Origin of the sequence: Bradyrhizobium manausense (assembly GCF_018130615.1) — a bacterium.
GTDB classification, from domain to species: Bacteria; Pseudomonadota; Alphaproteobacteria; order Rhizobiales; family Xanthobacteraceae; genus Bradyrhizobium; species Bradyrhizobium manausense_A.
In genome coordinates, this window is record NZ_JAFCKB010000019.1 from 1 (window position 1) to 15,593 (window position 15,593).

13 protein-coding genes and 1 pseudogene are annotated in these 15,593 nt (G+C 60.6%); 10 read left to right on the forward strand and 4 right to left on the reverse strand.

Annotation, left to right across the window (positions count from 1 at the left end; all coding sequences use genetic code 11):
* The 8 genes and pseudogenes from trbE to JQ587_RS28255 form a co-directional block, all read left to right on the forward strand.
* A pseudogene (gene trbE, locus JQ587_RS28220) lies at positions 1 to 2,244 on the forward strand (conjugal transfer protein TrbE); the annotation flags it as partial.
* On the forward strand, positions 2,241 to 2,969 hold the full coding sequence (gene trbJ, locus JQ587_RS28225; protein ID WP_212427478.1) for a P-type conjugative transfer protein TrbJ: 729 nt from the start codon (positions 2,241 to 2,243) through the stop codon (positions 2,967 to 2,969). The pseudogene trbE and the gene trbJ, both read left to right, overlap by 4 nt.
* Positions 2,969 to 3,334 carry a putative entry exclusion protein TrbK-alt gene (gene trbK-alt / locus JQ587_RS28230; protein WP_212427479.1) on the forward strand — a complete coding sequence of 122 codons (366 nt, stop codon included), beginning with the start codon at positions 2,969 to 2,971 and terminating at the stop codon, positions 3,332 to 3,334. Before trbJ ends, trbK-alt begins: the two co-directional genes overlap by 1 nt.
* On the forward strand, positions 3,331 to 4,557 hold the full coding sequence (gene trbL / locus JQ587_RS28235; protein ID WP_212427480.1) for a P-type conjugative transfer protein TrbL: 1,227 nt from the start codon (positions 3,331 to 3,333) through the stop codon (positions 4,555 to 4,557). Before trbK-alt ends, trbL begins: the two co-directional genes overlap by 4 nt.
* 93 nt (positions 4,558 to 4,650) lie before the next feature.
* Entirely contained in the window at positions 4,651 to 5,334 is a 684-nt protein-coding gene (gene trbF / locus JQ587_RS28240; RefSeq protein WP_212427607.1) for a conjugal transfer protein TrbF, read from the forward strand.
* A complete protein-coding gene (gene trbG / locus JQ587_RS28245; protein ID WP_212427481.1) occupies positions 5,331 to 6,365 on the forward strand; it encodes a P-type conjugative transfer protein TrbG in 1,035 nt (344 codons plus the stop codon). Before trbF ends, trbG begins: the two co-directional genes overlap by 4 nt.
* Positions 6,362 to 7,570: a TraB/TrbI/VirB10 family type IV secretion system protein gene (locus JQ587_RS28250; protein ID WP_212427482.1), complete on the forward strand. Its 1,209-nt coding sequence runs from the start codon at positions 6,362 to 6,364 to the stop codon at positions 7,568 to 7,570. Before trbG ends, JQ587_RS28250 begins: the two co-directional genes overlap by 4 nt.
* Before the next feature lie 3 nt (positions 7,571 to 7,573).
* On the forward strand, positions 7,574 to 7,819 hold the full coding sequence (locus JQ587_RS28255) for a DUF2274 domain-containing protein (RefSeq protein WP_212427483.1): 246 nt from the start codon (positions 7,574 to 7,576) through the stop codon (positions 7,817 to 7,819).
* On the opposite strand, the gene JQ587_RS28260 is transcribed toward JQ587_RS28255, so the two are convergent.
* The 4 genes from JQ587_RS28260 to JQ587_RS28275 all read right to left on the reverse strand — a co-directional run bounded on the left by JQ587_RS28260 (position 7,786) and on the right by JQ587_RS28275 (position 12,126).
* A complete protein-coding gene (locus JQ587_RS28260; protein ID WP_212427484.1) occupies positions 7,786 to 8,745 on the reverse strand; it encodes a LysR family transcriptional regulator in 960 nt (319 codons plus the stop codon). The genes JQ587_RS28255 and JQ587_RS28260 overlap by 34 nt on opposite strands.
* 82 nt (positions 8,746 to 8,827) lie before the next feature.
* Complete coding sequence (locus JQ587_RS28265) at positions 8,828 to 9,460, reverse strand: acyl-homoserine-lactone synthase (protein ID WP_212427485.1); 633 nt, start codon at positions 9,458 to 9,460, stop codon at positions 8,828 to 8,830.
* A gap of 84 nt (positions 9,461 to 9,544) precedes the next feature.
* Positions 9,545 to 10,273, reverse strand: a complete 729-nt coding sequence (locus tag JQ587_RS28270) for a helix-turn-helix transcriptional regulator (protein WP_212427608.1) — start codon at positions 10,271 to 10,273, stop codon at positions 9,545 to 9,547.
* Positions 10,274 to 10,476: 203 nt separating this feature from the next.
* Positions 10,477 to 12,126 carry an acyl-CoA synthetase gene (locus JQ587_RS28275; RefSeq protein ID WP_212427486.1) on the reverse strand — a complete coding sequence of 550 codons (1,650 nt, stop codon included), beginning with the start codon at positions 12,124 to 12,126 and terminating at the stop codon, positions 10,477 to 10,479.
* Between the two features lie 229 nt (positions 12,127 to 12,355).
* Between JQ587_RS28275 and JQ587_RS28280 the strand changes: the two genes are divergently transcribed.
* Together JQ587_RS28280 and JQ587_RS28285 are read left to right on the forward strand one after the other, a co-directional pair.
* Positions 12,356 to 14,314, forward strand: a complete 1,959-nt coding sequence (locus tag JQ587_RS28280; RefSeq protein WP_212427487.1) for a primary-amine oxidase — start codon at positions 12,356 to 12,358, stop codon at positions 14,312 to 14,314.
* A gap of 100 nt (positions 14,315 to 14,414) precedes the next feature.
* Positions 14,415 to 15,584 (forward strand): MFS transporter, encoded by a 1,170-nt coding sequence (locus tag JQ587_RS28285; RefSeq protein WP_212427488.1) that lies wholly within the window; start codon positions 14,415 to 14,417, stop codon positions 15,582 to 15,584.
* Positions 15,585 to 15,593 lie beyond the last annotated feature (9 nt).

Consider the following 15,593-nt stretch of genomic DNA (forward strand, 5'->3'; position numbering starts at 1 on the left):
GCGTCGCCTGGGATCCGGCTGGGCCGTGTTCGTTGAGGCGCAGCGCCATTTTGCAGGAGCCTATCCTCCGAGCACCTATCCGGATGTCGCATCCGCGCTGGTCGACGCGGAGCGCAGAGCTCAATTTGAAGAGGCGGGCACCCACTATGAGTCCAGTTATTTCCTGACCTTCCTCTATTTGCCACCGGAGGAGGGCGCGGCCAAGGCAGAACGACTTCTCTATGAGGGCCGGGATCGCACCGTTGGAGCAGACGCGCGCGAGGTTCTCCGCGGATTTATCGACCAAACCAACCGCGTGCTTCAGCTCGTCGAAGGGTTCATGCCCGAATGTGCCTGGCTCGATGATCAGGACACGCTGACCTACCTGCACTCGACGATCTCGACCAAGCGTCATCGTGTTCGCGTGCCCGAAATTCCTATGTATATCGATGCGCTGTTGGCCGACCAGCCGTTGACCGGCGGGCTGGAGCCGATGCTGGGCTCAGCGAATCTTCGGGTCCTGACGATTGTCGGCTTTCCGGGCGCCACGACCCCGGGGATCCTGGACGATCTGAATCGCCTGCCATTCTCTTATCGATGGTCGACCCGCGCGATCATGCTCGACAAGACGGATGCCACCAAGCTGCTGACCAAGATTCGCCGTCAGTGGTTCGCAAAGAGAAAGTCCATTGGCGCCATCCTCAAGGAGGTCATGACGAACGAGGCGTCGACGTTGCTCGATACCGATGCCCACAACAAGGCACTTGATGCCGACGCGGCGTTGCAGGAATTGGGGTCCGATCAGATCGGACAAGCCTTTGTCACGGCGACCATTACCGTCTGGGACCGAGATCCCAATGCTGCCGATGAAAAGCTCCGCCTGGTCGAGAAGGTCATTCAAGGCCGCGATTTCACCTGCATGATCGAGACGGTGAACGCCGTCGAAGCCTGGCTCGGTGGCTTGCCGGGCCATGTGTACGCCAATGTGCGGCAACCACCGGTGTCGACCCTCAACCTCGCCACATGATTCCGATGTCGGCCGTGTGGGCCGGCGAGGTGAGGGATTTGCATTTCAAGGGCCCGCCTCTTCTGTTCGGCAAGACCGAGGGATCGACTCCGTTCCGGTTTTCGCTCCACGTCGGTGACGTCGGCCATACCCTTGTGGTGGGACCGACCGGTGCTGGCAAGTCAGTCTTGCTCGCGCTGATGGCGCTGCAATTCCGGCGCTATTCGAACTCGCAGGTCTTTGCGTTCGATTTCGGTGGTTCGATCCGGGCGGCCGCGCTCGCCATGGGCGGCGACTGGCATGATCTCGGCGGTGCGCTGTCTGACGGGGACGAAAACCCCGTCGCGCTGCAACCTTTGGCCTGGATTGACGATTCCGCCGAGCGAGGATGGGCCACGGAATGGATCGCCGCGATCCTGGCGCGGGAAAAGGTCGAGATCACGCCGGAGGTCAAGGATCATCTGTGGTCGGCGCTCACCTCTCTCGCTTCGGCGCCGAGGGAGGAGCGCACCCTCACGGGCCTCTCGGTCTTGCTGCAATCCAATTCCCTGAAAAGGGCCCTGCAATCCTATTGCCTCGGCGGTCCCTCTGGGCGCCTGCTCGATGCAGAATTCGAGCGCCTCGGCGAGGCGTCGGTCCAGGCATTCGAGACCGAAGGCTTGATCGGAACGAGCGCTGCCCCGGCCGTGCTGGCATACCTCTTCCATCGCATCGGAGAGCGTCTCGATGGTCGACCGACGCTCCTTATTGTCGATGAAGGTTGGCTTGCCCTCGACGACGAGGACTTTGCCGGCCAGCTCCGCGAATGGCTGAAGACGCTTCGGAAGAAGAATGCGTCCGTCATCTTCGCCACTCAGTCGCTTTCTGACATCGATGGCTCCGCAATCGCGCCTGCGATCATCGAAAGCTGCCCAACTCGTCTGTTACTGCCGAACGAACGGGCGATCGAACCGCAGATCACCGCCATCTACCGCCGCTTCGGACTCAACGATCGCCAAATCGAACTTCTGAGCCGGGCAACGCCAAAGCGCGACTACTACTGCCAGTCGCGCCGGGGCAACCGCATGTTCGAGCTTGGCCTTGGTGAGGTCGCGCTCGCATTCACTGCAGCCTCTTCCAAGATAGACCAGGCTGCCATAGCGCAACTCCTCGCCGAACATGGCCCTGACGGCTTCGTGCCAGCCTGGCTACAGCACCGTGACGTCGCCTGGGCTCTCGACCTGATCCCCAATCTCATCAATCTGGAGAAATCGCAATGAGGCGTCTTGGCCTATTGGCGGCCGCTGGCACCGTCGCGCTGATGCTCGGCATCGCCGTGCCCGCACGGGCGCTGATCGTCTTCGATCCCAACAACTACGTTCAGAACGTCCTGACAGCTGCGCGGGAGCTCCAGCAGATCAACAATCAGATCACCTCGTTGCAGAACGAGGCGCAGATGTTGATCAACCAGGCGAAGAACCTGGCAAGCCTGCCGTACTCGTCGCTGCAGCAACTGCAATCTTCCATCCAGCGGACTCAGCAATTGCTGGCCCAAGCCCAGCGCATTGCCTACGACGTCCAGCAGATCGATCATGCCTTCTCGACAAACTACACGCCAGCTACCAGCAGCCAGTCGGATCAGTTGCTGATCGCCAATGCTCAATCGCGTTGGCAGAATTCGTATACGGCAACGCAAGACGCGCTTCGTGTCCAGGCCGGCATCGTTGGCAACCTCGACACCAACCGCGTCCAGACCTCCGCGCTCGTTAGCTCAAGCCAAGGCGCTATCGGCGCCCTTCAGGCAACACAGGCCGGCAATCAGCTTCTCGCACTGAATGCGCAGCAGCTGGCGGACCTGACGGCTGTCGTAACGGCACAGGGCAGGGCGCAGAGCCTTGAAGCAGCGCAGCACGCCGCGGCCCAGGACCAGGGCCGCGAACAGCTCCGGCGGTTTCTCACGCCAGGGCAGGGCTATCAATCATCCAACGTGCAGATGTTCCACTGATGACCGACATCCGGGCATTCAAGGCGTTATCACTGCTTACGACAATTGGCGTGTTGGTCGTAACTGCCTGCACGATACAGCTTCGCGGCGGAGACGGTCTTCAGCCGCCGAAAGCGGAGCAGACGACAGACGCAACCAGCTCAGACCTCGCACGCTGCCGCAGCGTCACTGCGGAGCAAGCAGAGGGTTATGAGCGTTGCAAGCAAGTTTGGGCCGAAAACCGGCGCCGCTTCTTGGGCAAGAAAGATGGTGCCGCAATTCCTGGCGACGATTCCGCCGCCGGCGTGGCGCTCATTCCAAAGGATCAGAGCCGAATCCCACAAGGATATCCGAACCTGGCGACACCTGAGGCGAGCAAGCCATGACTGGTACGGGGATCATTGACCAGTTCCTTGAAACGTTCACGCATTATATCGATAACGGCTTCGGATTGCTGGGGAGTGAGGTCGGATATCTCGCAACGACCCTTGCGGCGATCGACATCACGCTCGCAGCGTTGTTCTGGAGTTGGGGAACGGACGAGGACATCATCGCACGCCTCGTCAAGAAGACGCTCTTTGTCGGCGTCTTTGCCTACCTGATCAGCAATTGGAACAGCCTGGCGCGCATCGTCTTCGAGAGCTTTGCGGGTCTTGGACTGAAAGCATCCGGCGCAAGCCTGTCTGCATCGGATTTCCTGCGGCCCGGAAAGATCGCTCAGGTCGGCCTTGATGCCGGCCGACCATTGCTTGATTCGATTTCCAACCTGATGGGCTACATCAGTTTCTTCGAAAATTTCGTCCAAATCGTCGTTCTCCTGTTCGCGTGGGTCGTGGTGCTGCTCGCCTTCTTCATTCTGGCGATCCAGCTCTTTGTCACCCTGATCGAGTTCAAGCTCACGACCCTGGCCGGCTTCGTGCTCATTCCCTTTGGCTTGTTTGGCAAGACCGCCTTCGCGGCGGAGCGTGTCCTGGGCAACGTCATATCCTCTGGAATCAAGGTCCTGGTCCTGGCCGTTATCGTCGGCATTGGATCGACCTTGTTCTCGCAGTTCACGGCTGGTTTCGGTGGTGGACAGCCGACCATAGAAGACGCGATGACCTTGGTGCTCGCGGCGCTTTCCTTGCTGGGCCTCGGCATCTTCGGTCCGGGTATCGCAAATGGGCTGGTGTCGGGCGGACCGCAACTCGGCGCCGGCGCCGCGATTGGAACAGGCCTTGCTGCTGGCGGCATTGTTGCAGCTAGCGCGGGACTTGCCGCTGGCGGTGCTGGTCTCGCTGGCGGTGCGATTGCGGGCGCCGCACGCGGCGGCGGCGCTGTCATAAGCGGAGCATCAGCCGCCTATCGAAGCGGCGGCCTTGCTGGCGTCGCGGAGGCGGGCAGCTCGGCTGCGACGAGTCCATTGCGTCGAGCAGCGGCTGCCTTTGGAGGTAGCCAAGCGGGCGACCAGGGCGCGAGCGCTCCGGCCGAAGGGCAGCCTGATTGGGCTCGCCGCATGAAGCGTGCTCAGACCATTCGGCATGGTGCCTCGGCCGCTGGCCACACCGTCCGCTCGGGCGATCATGGTGGCAGCGGCTCCTCCGTCGATTTGTCCGAAGGAGAACGCTGAGACGCATCACTGCACCTCCGCCGCACAGCAGCGCCTCAAATCCACCTATCGCACGACTTGAAACCGATCACTCGATATCAGGGGCAACCATCGATGTTCAAACGACCATCAGTTCACTACGGGCGCATGCCCGAGCCGATTACGCCTTATCAAAAGGCCGCGCAGGTTTGGGACGAACGCATTGGATCAGCGCGCGTGCAAGCCAAGAACTGGCGCCTGATGGCGTTCGGCTGTTTGATGTTGTCGGCCGGTCTCGCAGGTAGTCTTGTTTGGCAATCCAGCCAAGGCTCGATCACGCCCTGGGTGGTCGAAGTCGATCATCTCGGCCAAGCCCAAAGGGTCGCGCCGGCCAACATCGACTATCAACCGACAGATGCCCAGATCGCTTACCATCTGGCGCGCTTCATCGAGGATGTCAGAGGTCTGCCGGCCGACGGCATCGTTCTGCGCCAAAACTGGCTCCGGGCTTATGACTTTACAACCGATCGCGGCGCCGCCGCGCTCAACGATTATGCGCGGAACAATGATCCCTTTGCTAGGCTGGGCAAGGCGCAAATCTCTGTCGACGTCTCGAGCGTCATACGCGCATCGTCGGAAAGCTTTCGCGTCGCCTGGACCCAGCGCATCTACGACAACGGCTCGTTGAGCGCGACTGAGCGATGGACCGCAATTCTCTCGATCGTGATCGAGACACCCCGCGACGCCGAACGCCTGCGCAAGAACCCCCTTGGCGTCTACGTCCGCGCCATCAGCTGGTCAAAGGAGTTGAGCCAGTGACCAAGAGGCCGTTTGACTTTCATTCGAAACGTTCACTCCTGCCAAGCAGGCTCGGTTCGGCTTGGCCCGAGTTCGTGGGCTCGAAGCGTGCATTTTTGTCCGCGCTTCTGCTTTGTTCGGCTGCGCTCGGTGGCTGCGCGTCCTACATCCCGCCAGAGATCAGCTATGACGCTGAAGTTCCTCCGCTGCCGGCGACGCCCGTGGCTCTCGACGACAGATCGCGACCGCTTCACGTTCCGCCCCTCTGGAAGCCTGCTCTCGGCGGCAAGTCGGGAGGGAAGGAAGACGCTGAACCGGTGAGCCGGATTGAGACCGCAAACAGCGCAGCCCGGGTCGAACCGCGCAAGCGGGGTTATTTCAACGCGGCCCAAATCTACGCCTACAGTCCCGGGGCGCTCTATCAGATTTACGCCGCACCGGGGCAGATCACGGATATCGCGCTCGAGGAGGGAGAACAGTTGACGGGATCAGGGCCGATCGCGGCCGGAGATACCGTACGCTGGGTCGTGGGCGATACCGAAAGCGGGAGCGGCGACACACGGCGCGTCCATATCCTGGTCAAGCCGACCCGAGCTTCGATAGAGACTAACCTGGTAGTCAATACTGACCGGCGCACCTACCTGATCGAGCTCCGCTCCCGCGAGCGGCCATACATGCCGTCTGTTGCCTGGTACTATCCAGAAACTGTACGGGAACGATCGCGCTCGGTCGCTCTGAAGCCCGTCATTCCGGAGCCGGCGCAGCGCATCTCCCGCTATGCCATCGAAGGGGACAGTCCTCCCTGGCGGCCGCTCGCCGCATATGACGACGGCCGCAAGGTTTACATTGAATTCCCGGCAGGGATCGTGCAAGGCGAGATGCCTCCGCTCTTCGTCATTGGTCCAGACGGCAAGACCGAACTCGTCAACTATCGCGCTTACGCCAACGTATTGATCGTCGACCGACTGTTTGCCGCCGCCGAACTCCGGCTCGGGGGGGAGCACCAGCAAAAGGTCAGGATTGTCAGGACCGACGGGAGGCCGTCGTCATGAAGACTCAAAACGAAGTCGATTCCGATCAACTGATCCCGCCGCCGATCCAGGGCGAGTCCGGGAGCTTCCGCTTGAGGGCGGAGCACCCACGCGTGACACGGTTGTCGCGGAAAGTCCTAGCTGGAGGGAGCGCGGTTGTTCTGCTTGTCATTGGTGGAACGATCCTGTGGTCGCTGCAAAGCAGCCGTTCCCAAAACCAGGCGGCCGACGAGCTTTACAGTACCGACCACCACAATGTTGCCGACGGCATTACGACGCTGCCGAAGGACTATGCTGGCGTTCCGCGCGAGCCAATCCCGCAGCTTGGTCCGCCGCTCCCCGGGGACCTTGGTCGGCCGATCCTTGCGGCTCAAGGCCAGTCGCCAACGATCGGCGCTGATCCGGAACAGCAGCGCCGAGATCAAGAGACCGAAGCTGCCCGCGTCAGCCGTTTGTTTGCTGCGACCAATATAGGAGAAGTACGCCCTTCCGCAGCTGCGGCCGTCGCAGGCGATCGCGTCGCGTCACCGAACGCGGCCAGCACTGGCGAGGACGGTTTTGCGCAAAACGGCCAGGACCGTAAGCTTGCCTTCGTGAACGCTTCTGTGGATCGTCGCACAGTCAGCCCTGACCGCGTCACTAGACCAGCTTCACCATATATCGTGCAGGCTGGGACCGTCATTCCGGGAGCTCTAATCACAGGTGTTAGATCGGATCTTCCAGGCCAAATCACCGCGCAGGTGACCGAAAACGTATACGACACGCCCACCGGCCGGTTCTTATTAGTGCCTCAGGGGGCGCGTCTGATCGGGATCTACGACAGTCAGGTCACATTTGGCCAATCTCGCGTCCTGCTTGTCTGGACGCGCTTGGTCATGCCGAACGGACGTTCCATCGTCCTTGAGCGGCAGCCCGGAACTGATACCGCAGGCTACGCTGGGGTCGAAGACCAGGTCGATAATCACTGGGGTGAGCTGTTCAAGGCTGCGGCGCTATCGACCTTTCTGGCGGTCGGGACCGAACTGGGTGCCGGATCAGACACTAATAGCAACAATAGCGCGATCATCCAGGCATTGCGACACGGCGCCTCAGACTCACTGAATGAAACTGGGCAACAGGTGGTTCGGCGCAGCCTCAATATCCAGCCTACCCTGACCGTGCGACCTGGTTTCCCGATTCGTGTTCTCGTCAATCGTGACCTCATACTTACGCCTTACGGAGGATAGAGGATGCCCAGACTGAGAATAGGAGCGTTGCCAGACGACAAGCCCGTCAAGGTTACAACTGAGCTCCCGGCCTCAGTGCATCGGGACCTCGTCGCTTATGCAGAGGCCTTGGCACGCGAAAGCGGGCAACGCATCGATCCGGCGAAGCTCATCCCGCCCATGCTGGCGCGCTTTATGGCCACGGACCGCGGATTTGCAAAGGCGCGACGAAGCGGTCATTTCCCCGGCGCAGGTGGAGGTGAGGGATAGCGTTCTGCCAACAAACTAAGGAAATGCTTCAGAACCGGATTTTCATTGTCTTCGCGCCAATGCGCATGGAAGTCCAGCCGGCTTGGCCCTGCGCCGTCCTGCAGTTCGCGATACGCGAGGCCGGCAAAGCTTGCTCCAATGTCCGATTCCATCACGAGGCTCAGTCCCATGCCCATGCTTATCAGGCTTTTGATGATGCCCCGGCTAACGTCGTGGCGCTCGATTCTGGGGCGGTCCTCAGGCAGTACGAGCTTCGAGATCAGGAGCTCCTCAAGCTCTCTTCCAGGATCATATTGGCTTAAGAGAAGCGTTTCCTTGCGCAGGTCGGTCCAGTAAACAATGTCGCGTTCGGCTAGGCGGTGATCCTGAGGCAGCGAGACCAGGATGCGTTCGCTCCAAAGCGTTTGTGCTTTGGTGTCCTTTGCAAGCAGGCGCCCAGGGCTGACAACGACATCGAGGGTTCCGCTGCGAAGGGCACTCATCAGACGAAGGCGAGAGCGCTCCATCGTTGCCAGTTCGATCTGCGGGCGCCGCTTCCTGAACTCTCCTAAGGTCGCGCGCAAATTCCCGGCTGAAATCGATGTGCAGAAGCCCAAAGCAAGGTGACCCGAGTCGCCGCGACCACTGGACCGTCCCGTGTCGACAAGAGTATCGACCTGTTCCAGAATAAGTCTTGCAATTCGCAGAACTGCCCGGCCAGCGGGAGTTGGCTTGATTCCTCCGGTTGAGCGCTCAAACAGTGAAGTCCCCACGAGATACTCGAGCTGACCGATAGAGCGGCTGAACACGGTATGCTTGATCGAAAGTGCATCCGCGGCTCGCCGGAAGCTCCCGTAGTCACAAGCGACAACCGCCAACCGAAGCTGTTGCAAGTCAATAGCTCTCGCTGCGTTCCATCGATCGTTCCTAATTTCAGTTTCCGTCATTGTTGTAGCTCGGAAGCAACAGTAAGACACGTGTCCCCGCTCTTGGCGGGGACATCGATCTCATTTGTTGACAGGGATCCGTCTAGGCGGCAGCGAAGATTACCGGCGTCCAGAGGACCGGCGTCGAAAGACCGCCGGCCTTGCGAAGGCTGACCAGAGTATCGTGGGAAATCGCGAGGTAACCCGCCACGGCCGGAGTGTTGCCAATTGTGGAAGGATTGCCGATGCGTCGCAGGGGCCAGCCTGCTCGTCGAAGGATTCTCTCCATTCGGACATCCGTGACAGTAACGATATCAGTGAGCTGCCGTGAAAGTCCGAACTCCACCATTCCTGCAAACAGCTCGTAGGTGGCACGCGTGATACCGCGATCTCCTTTCGGCGCGTCGGCACCAACATCTATTGCGAATCTGCTGCTTTCCCAAACAAGAGGAGTTGACGGCGCGGGTTGGCCGTCAAGAAGCGCGGGAAAGGTGTCGCGAAGCATCGTCGGACCGCGGCTGGGTAGGAGGCGAACTGAACCTTGCACCCGACCATCATTCGACAACTGAGCTAGGAAAGTTGGATGAAGTGCATCAAACTCGTCGATCTCCATGTCGCCGCTGACCTGAACGTCCCACGCCATGCGTAACTTGAAAACGCGATGCCGCAGCCGGTGTATCTCAACGAGTGTGCTCGAAAACTCCCCATACGAAGACGGTGTGATGAGCTGAATCATGATCCCTCCAAAGGTGTTCACCATCCCCTTTGAAGCGGCACTATTACTCCCGGTCATTACCTGTAGTTGTGGGGGGTGTGCGTCCTAATTCTGCTTTGTTTTGTTAGCAGCGGCTAGACGCGCCACCGCTTGCGCAATCGTGCGAACACCCAGCTTCTTCTTCGCGTTCTCCAGGTAATATGCCACCGTGTTGCGCGAGAGATTGAGGATTCGTCCAGTTTCCCAAGCGCTTTTTCCTCGTGAAGCCCACATCAAACATTCGAGTTCACGGCGCGATAAACGCACCCCATCGATTGCGCCCTCGTTGAAGAGCGTTCGACGAACGTGGGCGTGGAAATACATGGCCGCAAGCTGAAGCACCCGTGCATGTGCACTTGTACAGCGCTCAAAGGCCGCCCCTCGCTGGTCAGCGGCGAAGGTCAACGCTGCGATCGCACCGTGACCGTCATGGATAGGAACCGTAAAGCCAAGACGAATTCCATGTTGGGAAGCTTCATGGAGGAGCTTCTGCTGGGCTGTTGAATGTGGTCTCGCATCCACACCAATTCCCCACCTGAACGGCTCTGGACTACGAAGCGCGTCCAGGATCACTGGGTCAATCTCCTGATAGTTGTTCTGCAAATAGTGCGACGTCCACCCTAGCGGATATGTCGAGATCAAAACTGGCTTAGCCAGTGGCGAACGTGGAAGGGCTAGGTAAGCAAAGGACGAAAGATCCAACGCCTCCGCGATGGCTGCGATAGCCATGCTAAATTCGGCAGGGCTTTCTGCGACAGCTAATAGATCGATAAACTTCTGAAAGATGCGATGCATCGATATCGAGTTCGCTTGCGGCTGCGTCGAGTGTCGCACTCGCTGCGCCCGAAGGGATCGCAGTTTGGTGGCTGCACCACCGGTTACCGGCATCCACGCTCCGGGCAGTGGAGTGAAGGAGCGCTAAGCGGAGCGCCTGTCGCCGTTTACTACGTCTTAACCCGTTGGCGGCTAGCGGAACCGTTTCCCCGATGCGTCTGGGCTCAGGCCGAAATCGCCTTCGCCGAGTCCACCTGATTGCGCAGCAGAAATTTCTGGATTTTCCCGGTCGAGGTCTTGGGAATCGGCCCGAACACGACCGCCTTCGGCGTCTTGAAGCCCGACATTTGGCCACGGCAGAACGCGATGATGTCGGCCTCGGTCGCGCTGGCGCCGTCCTTCAGCTCGACGAAAGCACAGGGCACTTCGCCCCATTTCGGATCGGGCTTTGCGACCACGGCCGCGAACAGCACGGCCGGGTGCCTGTAGAGGATGTCCTCGACCTCGACCGAGGAGATGTTCTCGCCGCCCGAGATGATGATGTCCTTGGAGCGGTCCTTGATGATGACATAGCCGTGCTCGTCGAGCACGCCGAGGTCGCCGGTGTGAAACCAGCCGCCTTCGAAAGCTTCCTTCGTCGCCTTCTCGTTCTTGAGGTAGCCCTTCATCACGATGTTGCCACGGAACATGACCTCGCCGATGGTCTCGCCGTCGCGCGGCACCTCCTGCATGGTTTGCGGATTGATGACGGTGACGCTTTCTTCAAGCGGGTAGGGCACGCCCTGCCGGCGCTTCATCTTCGCGCGCTCGGCGGCGGGAAGCCCGTCCCAGCCGGGCTGCTCGGCGCAAACGGAGGCGGGGCCGTAGACCTCGGTCAGGCCATACACATGCGTGAGCTTGATGCCGATGCTTTCGGCGCCTTCCAAAACCGCAACCGGCGGCGCTGCGCCGGCGATGAGGCCGACGACGCGACGGGCCGCGTCGCCCTTTGGCGCATCGGGCGCATTGATCAGCGTGTTGTACACGATCGGGGCGCCGCACATGTGGGTGACGCTGTGCAGCCTGATCAGCTCGAAGATCTTGGTCGGCTCGACCTTGCGCAGGCAGACATTGATGCCGGCAGCTGCCGCAAGCGTCCAGGGGAAGCACCAGCCATTGCAATGGAACATCGGCAAGGTCCAGAGATAGACCGGATGCTGGCCGAGGTTGCCGGCGAGAATGTTGCTCACGGCGTTCAGGTACGCGCCGCGATGATGGGTGACGACGCCTTTGGGATTGCCAGTGGTGCCCGACGTGTAGCTCAGCGCGATCGCGTCCCATTCGTCGCTCGGTGTGATTGCCGTGAAGTTCGGGTCGCCTTGCGCGACGGCGGCCTCATATTCGATCTCGCCGATACGTTTGCCGCCCTCGAAAGCGGCATCGTCGACGTCGATCGCCAGCGGCTTGGGGCCGCTCATCTTCCCCAGCGCCTCGGCAATCACGCCTGAAAATTCAGGATCGACCAAGATGACCTTGGCGCCGCCATGGTCGAGCTGGAAGGCGATCGAGGGGGGATCGAGGCGGGTATTGAGCGCATTCAGGACGGCACCCGCCATTGGCACCGAGAAGTGAAGTTCGTTCATGGCTGGCACGTTCGGGAGCATGGCTGCTACCGTATCACCTGCACCGACTCCACGCCCCCGGAGGTACGATGCAAACCGCTTGCACCGTTCATGAACCTGCGCCCATGTGAAGCTGCGGTCCCTGTAAATGGTGCTGGTGAGATCTGGATAGACGGCTGCCGTGCGCGATAGAAAGCTCAGCGGCGTCAAAGGCAAGAAATTAGCCGGACACTTATCCAAACCTACGTCATAGGGATTGTGCTTTTCACTCACCAATCGCTCCCTCCCTGGGCATCAGGCGATTACGCAGCCGCCTGATCGCAAGTTAATGGTCCATCTGATAGCAGCACGCCCGAACCTGCAGAATCGGTCGACTGACGTATTGTCGGAGAATGACGCGCAGCGGAAGCTCCGCGACCAGCTGGCTGCGAACCGCACGCCGTCCGGGCCTGCAATTCTCGGATTGGGCTTGCGCTAGTTAGCGCCAAGAAGGAGGTAGATAATGGATACGGTCGCTGCTCCATCGTCCTGCAGCTGTTCGTCGGACGACCAACGTGCGGATGAAGTGAAGCATCCTCTTGATCCCCTGATCGCTGCAGAGATTCGAGCTGTCATTGAGATCGTTCGCAAAGATCCACAATATGGTGCCGACTTTCTCTTTGAGACGATCGAGCTTCTCGAACCGGTAAAGGCAATCGTTCGTCAGTACAGGTCCGGAGAGCAGATCGACCGAACTGCACGCGTTAACCTGTTTCAAATCAGGCAGGACGGTATCTGGCGGCTAACCGTCTCGCTGACCGAGCAGAAGATCCTCACCTCCAGCTATCTCCCGTCAGCCAAGCCGATGATCCAGCTCGAGCAGTTCACGGCCATCGAAGACGCCGTCCGCGCGGCTCCCGAGTTCATTGCCGCCTGCAAGAAGCGCGGCATCGAGGACATGTCGCTCGTCTGCATCGATCCGTGGTCGGCGGGAAATTTTGACGTTCCGGGCGAGGACGGGCGCTATCTCGCCCACGTCTTCGCGTGGCTGCGTCTACGAGAGAACGACAATCTCTACGCGCACCCCATCGGCGGCCTGAACGCCGTGGTTGACATCAAGACCTACGAGATTATCCGCGTCGACGACCACGAGATCATCCCGCTTCCGAAGGCGGAGGTGAATTACGAGGCGGAATTCATCAAAAATCCGCGTACGCCCTACAAGCCGCTCAATATCGTCCAGCCTGAGGGCGTTTCGTTCAGGCTCGATGGACATCGGCTGGAATGGGATCGCTGGTCCGTGCTTGTCGGTTTCAATTCCCGCGAGGGTCTGACTCTGCACGATATCAGCTATGACGGGCGGCCGATCGCGTACCGTGCATCGCTGGTTGAAATGGTCGTCCCGTACGGCACCACGGACAAGGGGCATTTCCGAAAGAACGTCTTCGACATCGGCGAGTACGGCATAGGCAAGCTCGCCAACTCGCTGAAGCTCGGCTGTGATTGCCTCGGTGCCATCGCCTATCTCGATGCACACCTCGCAACGATGGACGGCAAAGTGGTCACCATCGAAAACGCGATCTGCATCCATGAGGAGGATGCCGGCCTGCTGTGGAAGCATTGGGACTTCCGCTCCAACAACGTCGAATCGCGCCGCGCCCGCAGGCTGGTGGTCTCCTGCATCGCGACGGTCGCCAACTACGAATATGGGCTGTTCTGGTACTTCCATACGGACGGCTCGATCCAGTTCGAGCTCAAGGCGACCGGCATCATCAACACGGCCGCCTGTCATCCGGGTCAGCCTGGCAAGTACGGTAAGGAGGTCGCTCCCGGCGTCGTCGGTCACATCCACCAGCACATCTTTTGCGCGCGGCTCGACATGAATATCGACGGCGACGACAACAGTGTCGTCGAGCTCAACACGAAGGCCGATCCTTGGGGGCCGGACAATGCCTATGGCAACGGCTTCTACGAGGAGGAGACGGTTCTCAAGACCGAGCTTGGCGGGTGCCGCCAGGTGAACCCCGCGACGCATCGGGCCTGGAAAGTTATCAACCCCAATCGCAAGAACTGGGTTGGCACGCCGACAGGCTACAAGCTCGAGGCCAGTCATCCCGTGACACCATTCATCCATCCGGAGTCGCCGTCGGGCAAACGGTCGACCTTCATCAAGAACCAGCTCTGGGTGACGGCCTTCGATCCCGAAGAGCGATATCCGGCTGGCGAACACATGAACCACTCGGATGGAACGGGAGGTGTCTCCGATTTCGTCAGGAAGAACCGGAATATCGAGAACACGGATATCGTGCTCTGGCACGTCTTCGGTCTTCACCACCAGGTCCGCCCGGAGGACTTTCCGGTTCAACCCTGCATCTTCACCGGCTTCAAGCTGATGCCCAGCGGCTTCTTCGATCGCAATCCTGGCATCGATCTCGCGCCCGACAGGAATGCCGCGAGTTGTCATGCACAGGCCGCTGAGTAGGGTGCGGCTCGCCACCGGACCCGTCGCATTTCAGCTCGTCCGTCCGGCATGGTGGGCCGGTCGTGCCTGCTCCTCTGCAAGGACAGCGTGCTCCAGGTCGATGGCCTCCGCGATCGTCGCTTTGGCGATCTTTGCAGGCTCGGCCGCACGCGTCCTCCCCGCATTGCTGGCCATCACGATCCAGCAAGATCGGGGCTTGCAGCCCTCCGACGTGTCCTTGCCGATCACGCTCGGCATCGCAGTCTCCGGGGGCGCATCGCCGTTCGCGGCGTACAGCCTCGAACGCTGGGGCGTTCGAGCACCGTTGATCGCCAGTCTGGCTCTCCTTGCGCTATCGCTTGCATCGACGACGTACGCGGCGTCGCCGTGGCATCTCACTGCGGCCTGGGGGCTGGGTATTGGTTTCAGTGGCTCTTTGAGCGCCTCCCTTCTCGGCGCGATGGCCGGCAGCCGTGGTGGCGCGGTGCATTGTGGGACACGCTTCGGTCTCTTCGCGTCGATGCAGCCGCTGGGATCGGCGGCGGGGCTGCTGCTGGCATCGCGCGCGGCCAATGCGCTCGATTGGTGCTTCGTGTTCCAGGCCGCTGCCGTCGGCGTGCTCGCCATGGCATTCGCCGTTGTCCTTGTCCCTATATCCCGACGAGGAGCCTCGCCGCGAGAGCCCAAGTCCAAGCAGCACGCGGCATCGCGTCCAAAGGAGAAGGACTGGGAGTTCTGGGTCCTTGCGACGATCTTCTGCATCTGCGGCGCGTCGACATCCGGCTTGATCGACGGCCAGCTCGGTATGCTCTGCATGGGCGCGGGTCTCGACCTCACATCGAGCGCCGATGTCATGGCGATTGTCGTGTTCGGCGGTGCGATAGGGAATGTGGTGAGCGGGTATCTTGCGGACCGGTGCCCCGTGCGAACGGTGCTGGCGCTCTACTTCGTCGTCCGCGCGCTCCTCTTGCTCTGGCTTCCGTTCACCGGCTTCAGCCTGGTCGAATTGGCCCGGTTTGGCGCGCTCTACGGTCTTGATGCGGCACTGACGTTCCCTGCGCTGGTCAGGCTGATGTCCGGAAGTCTAGGCACGCGCCGCGTCGGCAGAGCGATGGGCTGGATGACGGTGATGCACCTGGCAGGAGGCGCTATCGCTTCGGCCGGGATCGGCGCCCTTGGCCTCGCAGCCTATGCGGTTGGATTCGCCGGCGTCGGCCTCGCCTGCCTCGTGGCCGCGGGTCTCGTGGTGCTTCTGAAGGATGGGCCTGCGCAAGGCGCACCACCCTGCTGAAGTGGTCGC

Coding starts and splice junctions, on each gene's coding strand:
- trbJ (WP_212427478.1), top strand. CDS start 2,241: ATGAGGCGTCTTGGCCTATTGGCGGCCGCTGGCACCGTCGCGCTGATG.
- trbK-alt (WP_212427479.1), top strand. CDS start 2,969: ATGACCGACATCCGGGCATTCAAGGCGTTATCACTGCTTACGACAATT.
- trbL (WP_212427480.1), top strand. CDS start 3,331: ATGACTGGTACGGGGATCATTGACCAGTTCCTTGAAACGTTCACGCAT.
- trbF (WP_212427607.1), top strand. CDS start 4,651: ATGTTCAAACGACCATCAGTTCACTACGGGCGCATGCCCGAGCCGATT.
- JQ587_RS28250 (WP_212427482.1), top strand. CDS start 6,362: ATGAAGACTCAAAACGAAGTCGATTCCGATCAACTGATCCCGCCGCCG.
- JQ587_RS28255 (WP_212427483.1), top strand. CDS start 7,574: ATGCCCAGACTGAGAATAGGAGCGTTGCCAGACGACAAGCCCGTCAAG.
- JQ587_RS28260 (WP_212427484.1), bottom strand. CDS start 8,745: ATGACGGAAACTGAAATTAGGAACGATCGATGGAACGCAGCGAGAGCT.
- JQ587_RS28265 (WP_212427485.1), bottom strand. CDS start 9,460: ATGATTCAGCTCATCACACCGTCTTCGTATGGGGAGTTTTCGAGCACA.
- JQ587_RS28270 (WP_212427608.1), bottom strand. CDS start 10,273: ATGCATCGCATCTTTCAGAAGTTTATCGATCTATTAGCTGTCGCAGAA.
- JQ587_RS28280 (WP_212427487.1), top strand. CDS start 12,356: ATGGATACGGTCGCTGCTCCATCGTCCTGCAGCTGTTCGTCGGACGAC.
- JQ587_RS28285 (WP_212427488.1), top strand. CDS start 14,415: ATGGCCTCCGCGATCGTCGCTTTGGCGATCTTTGCAGGCTCGGCCGCA.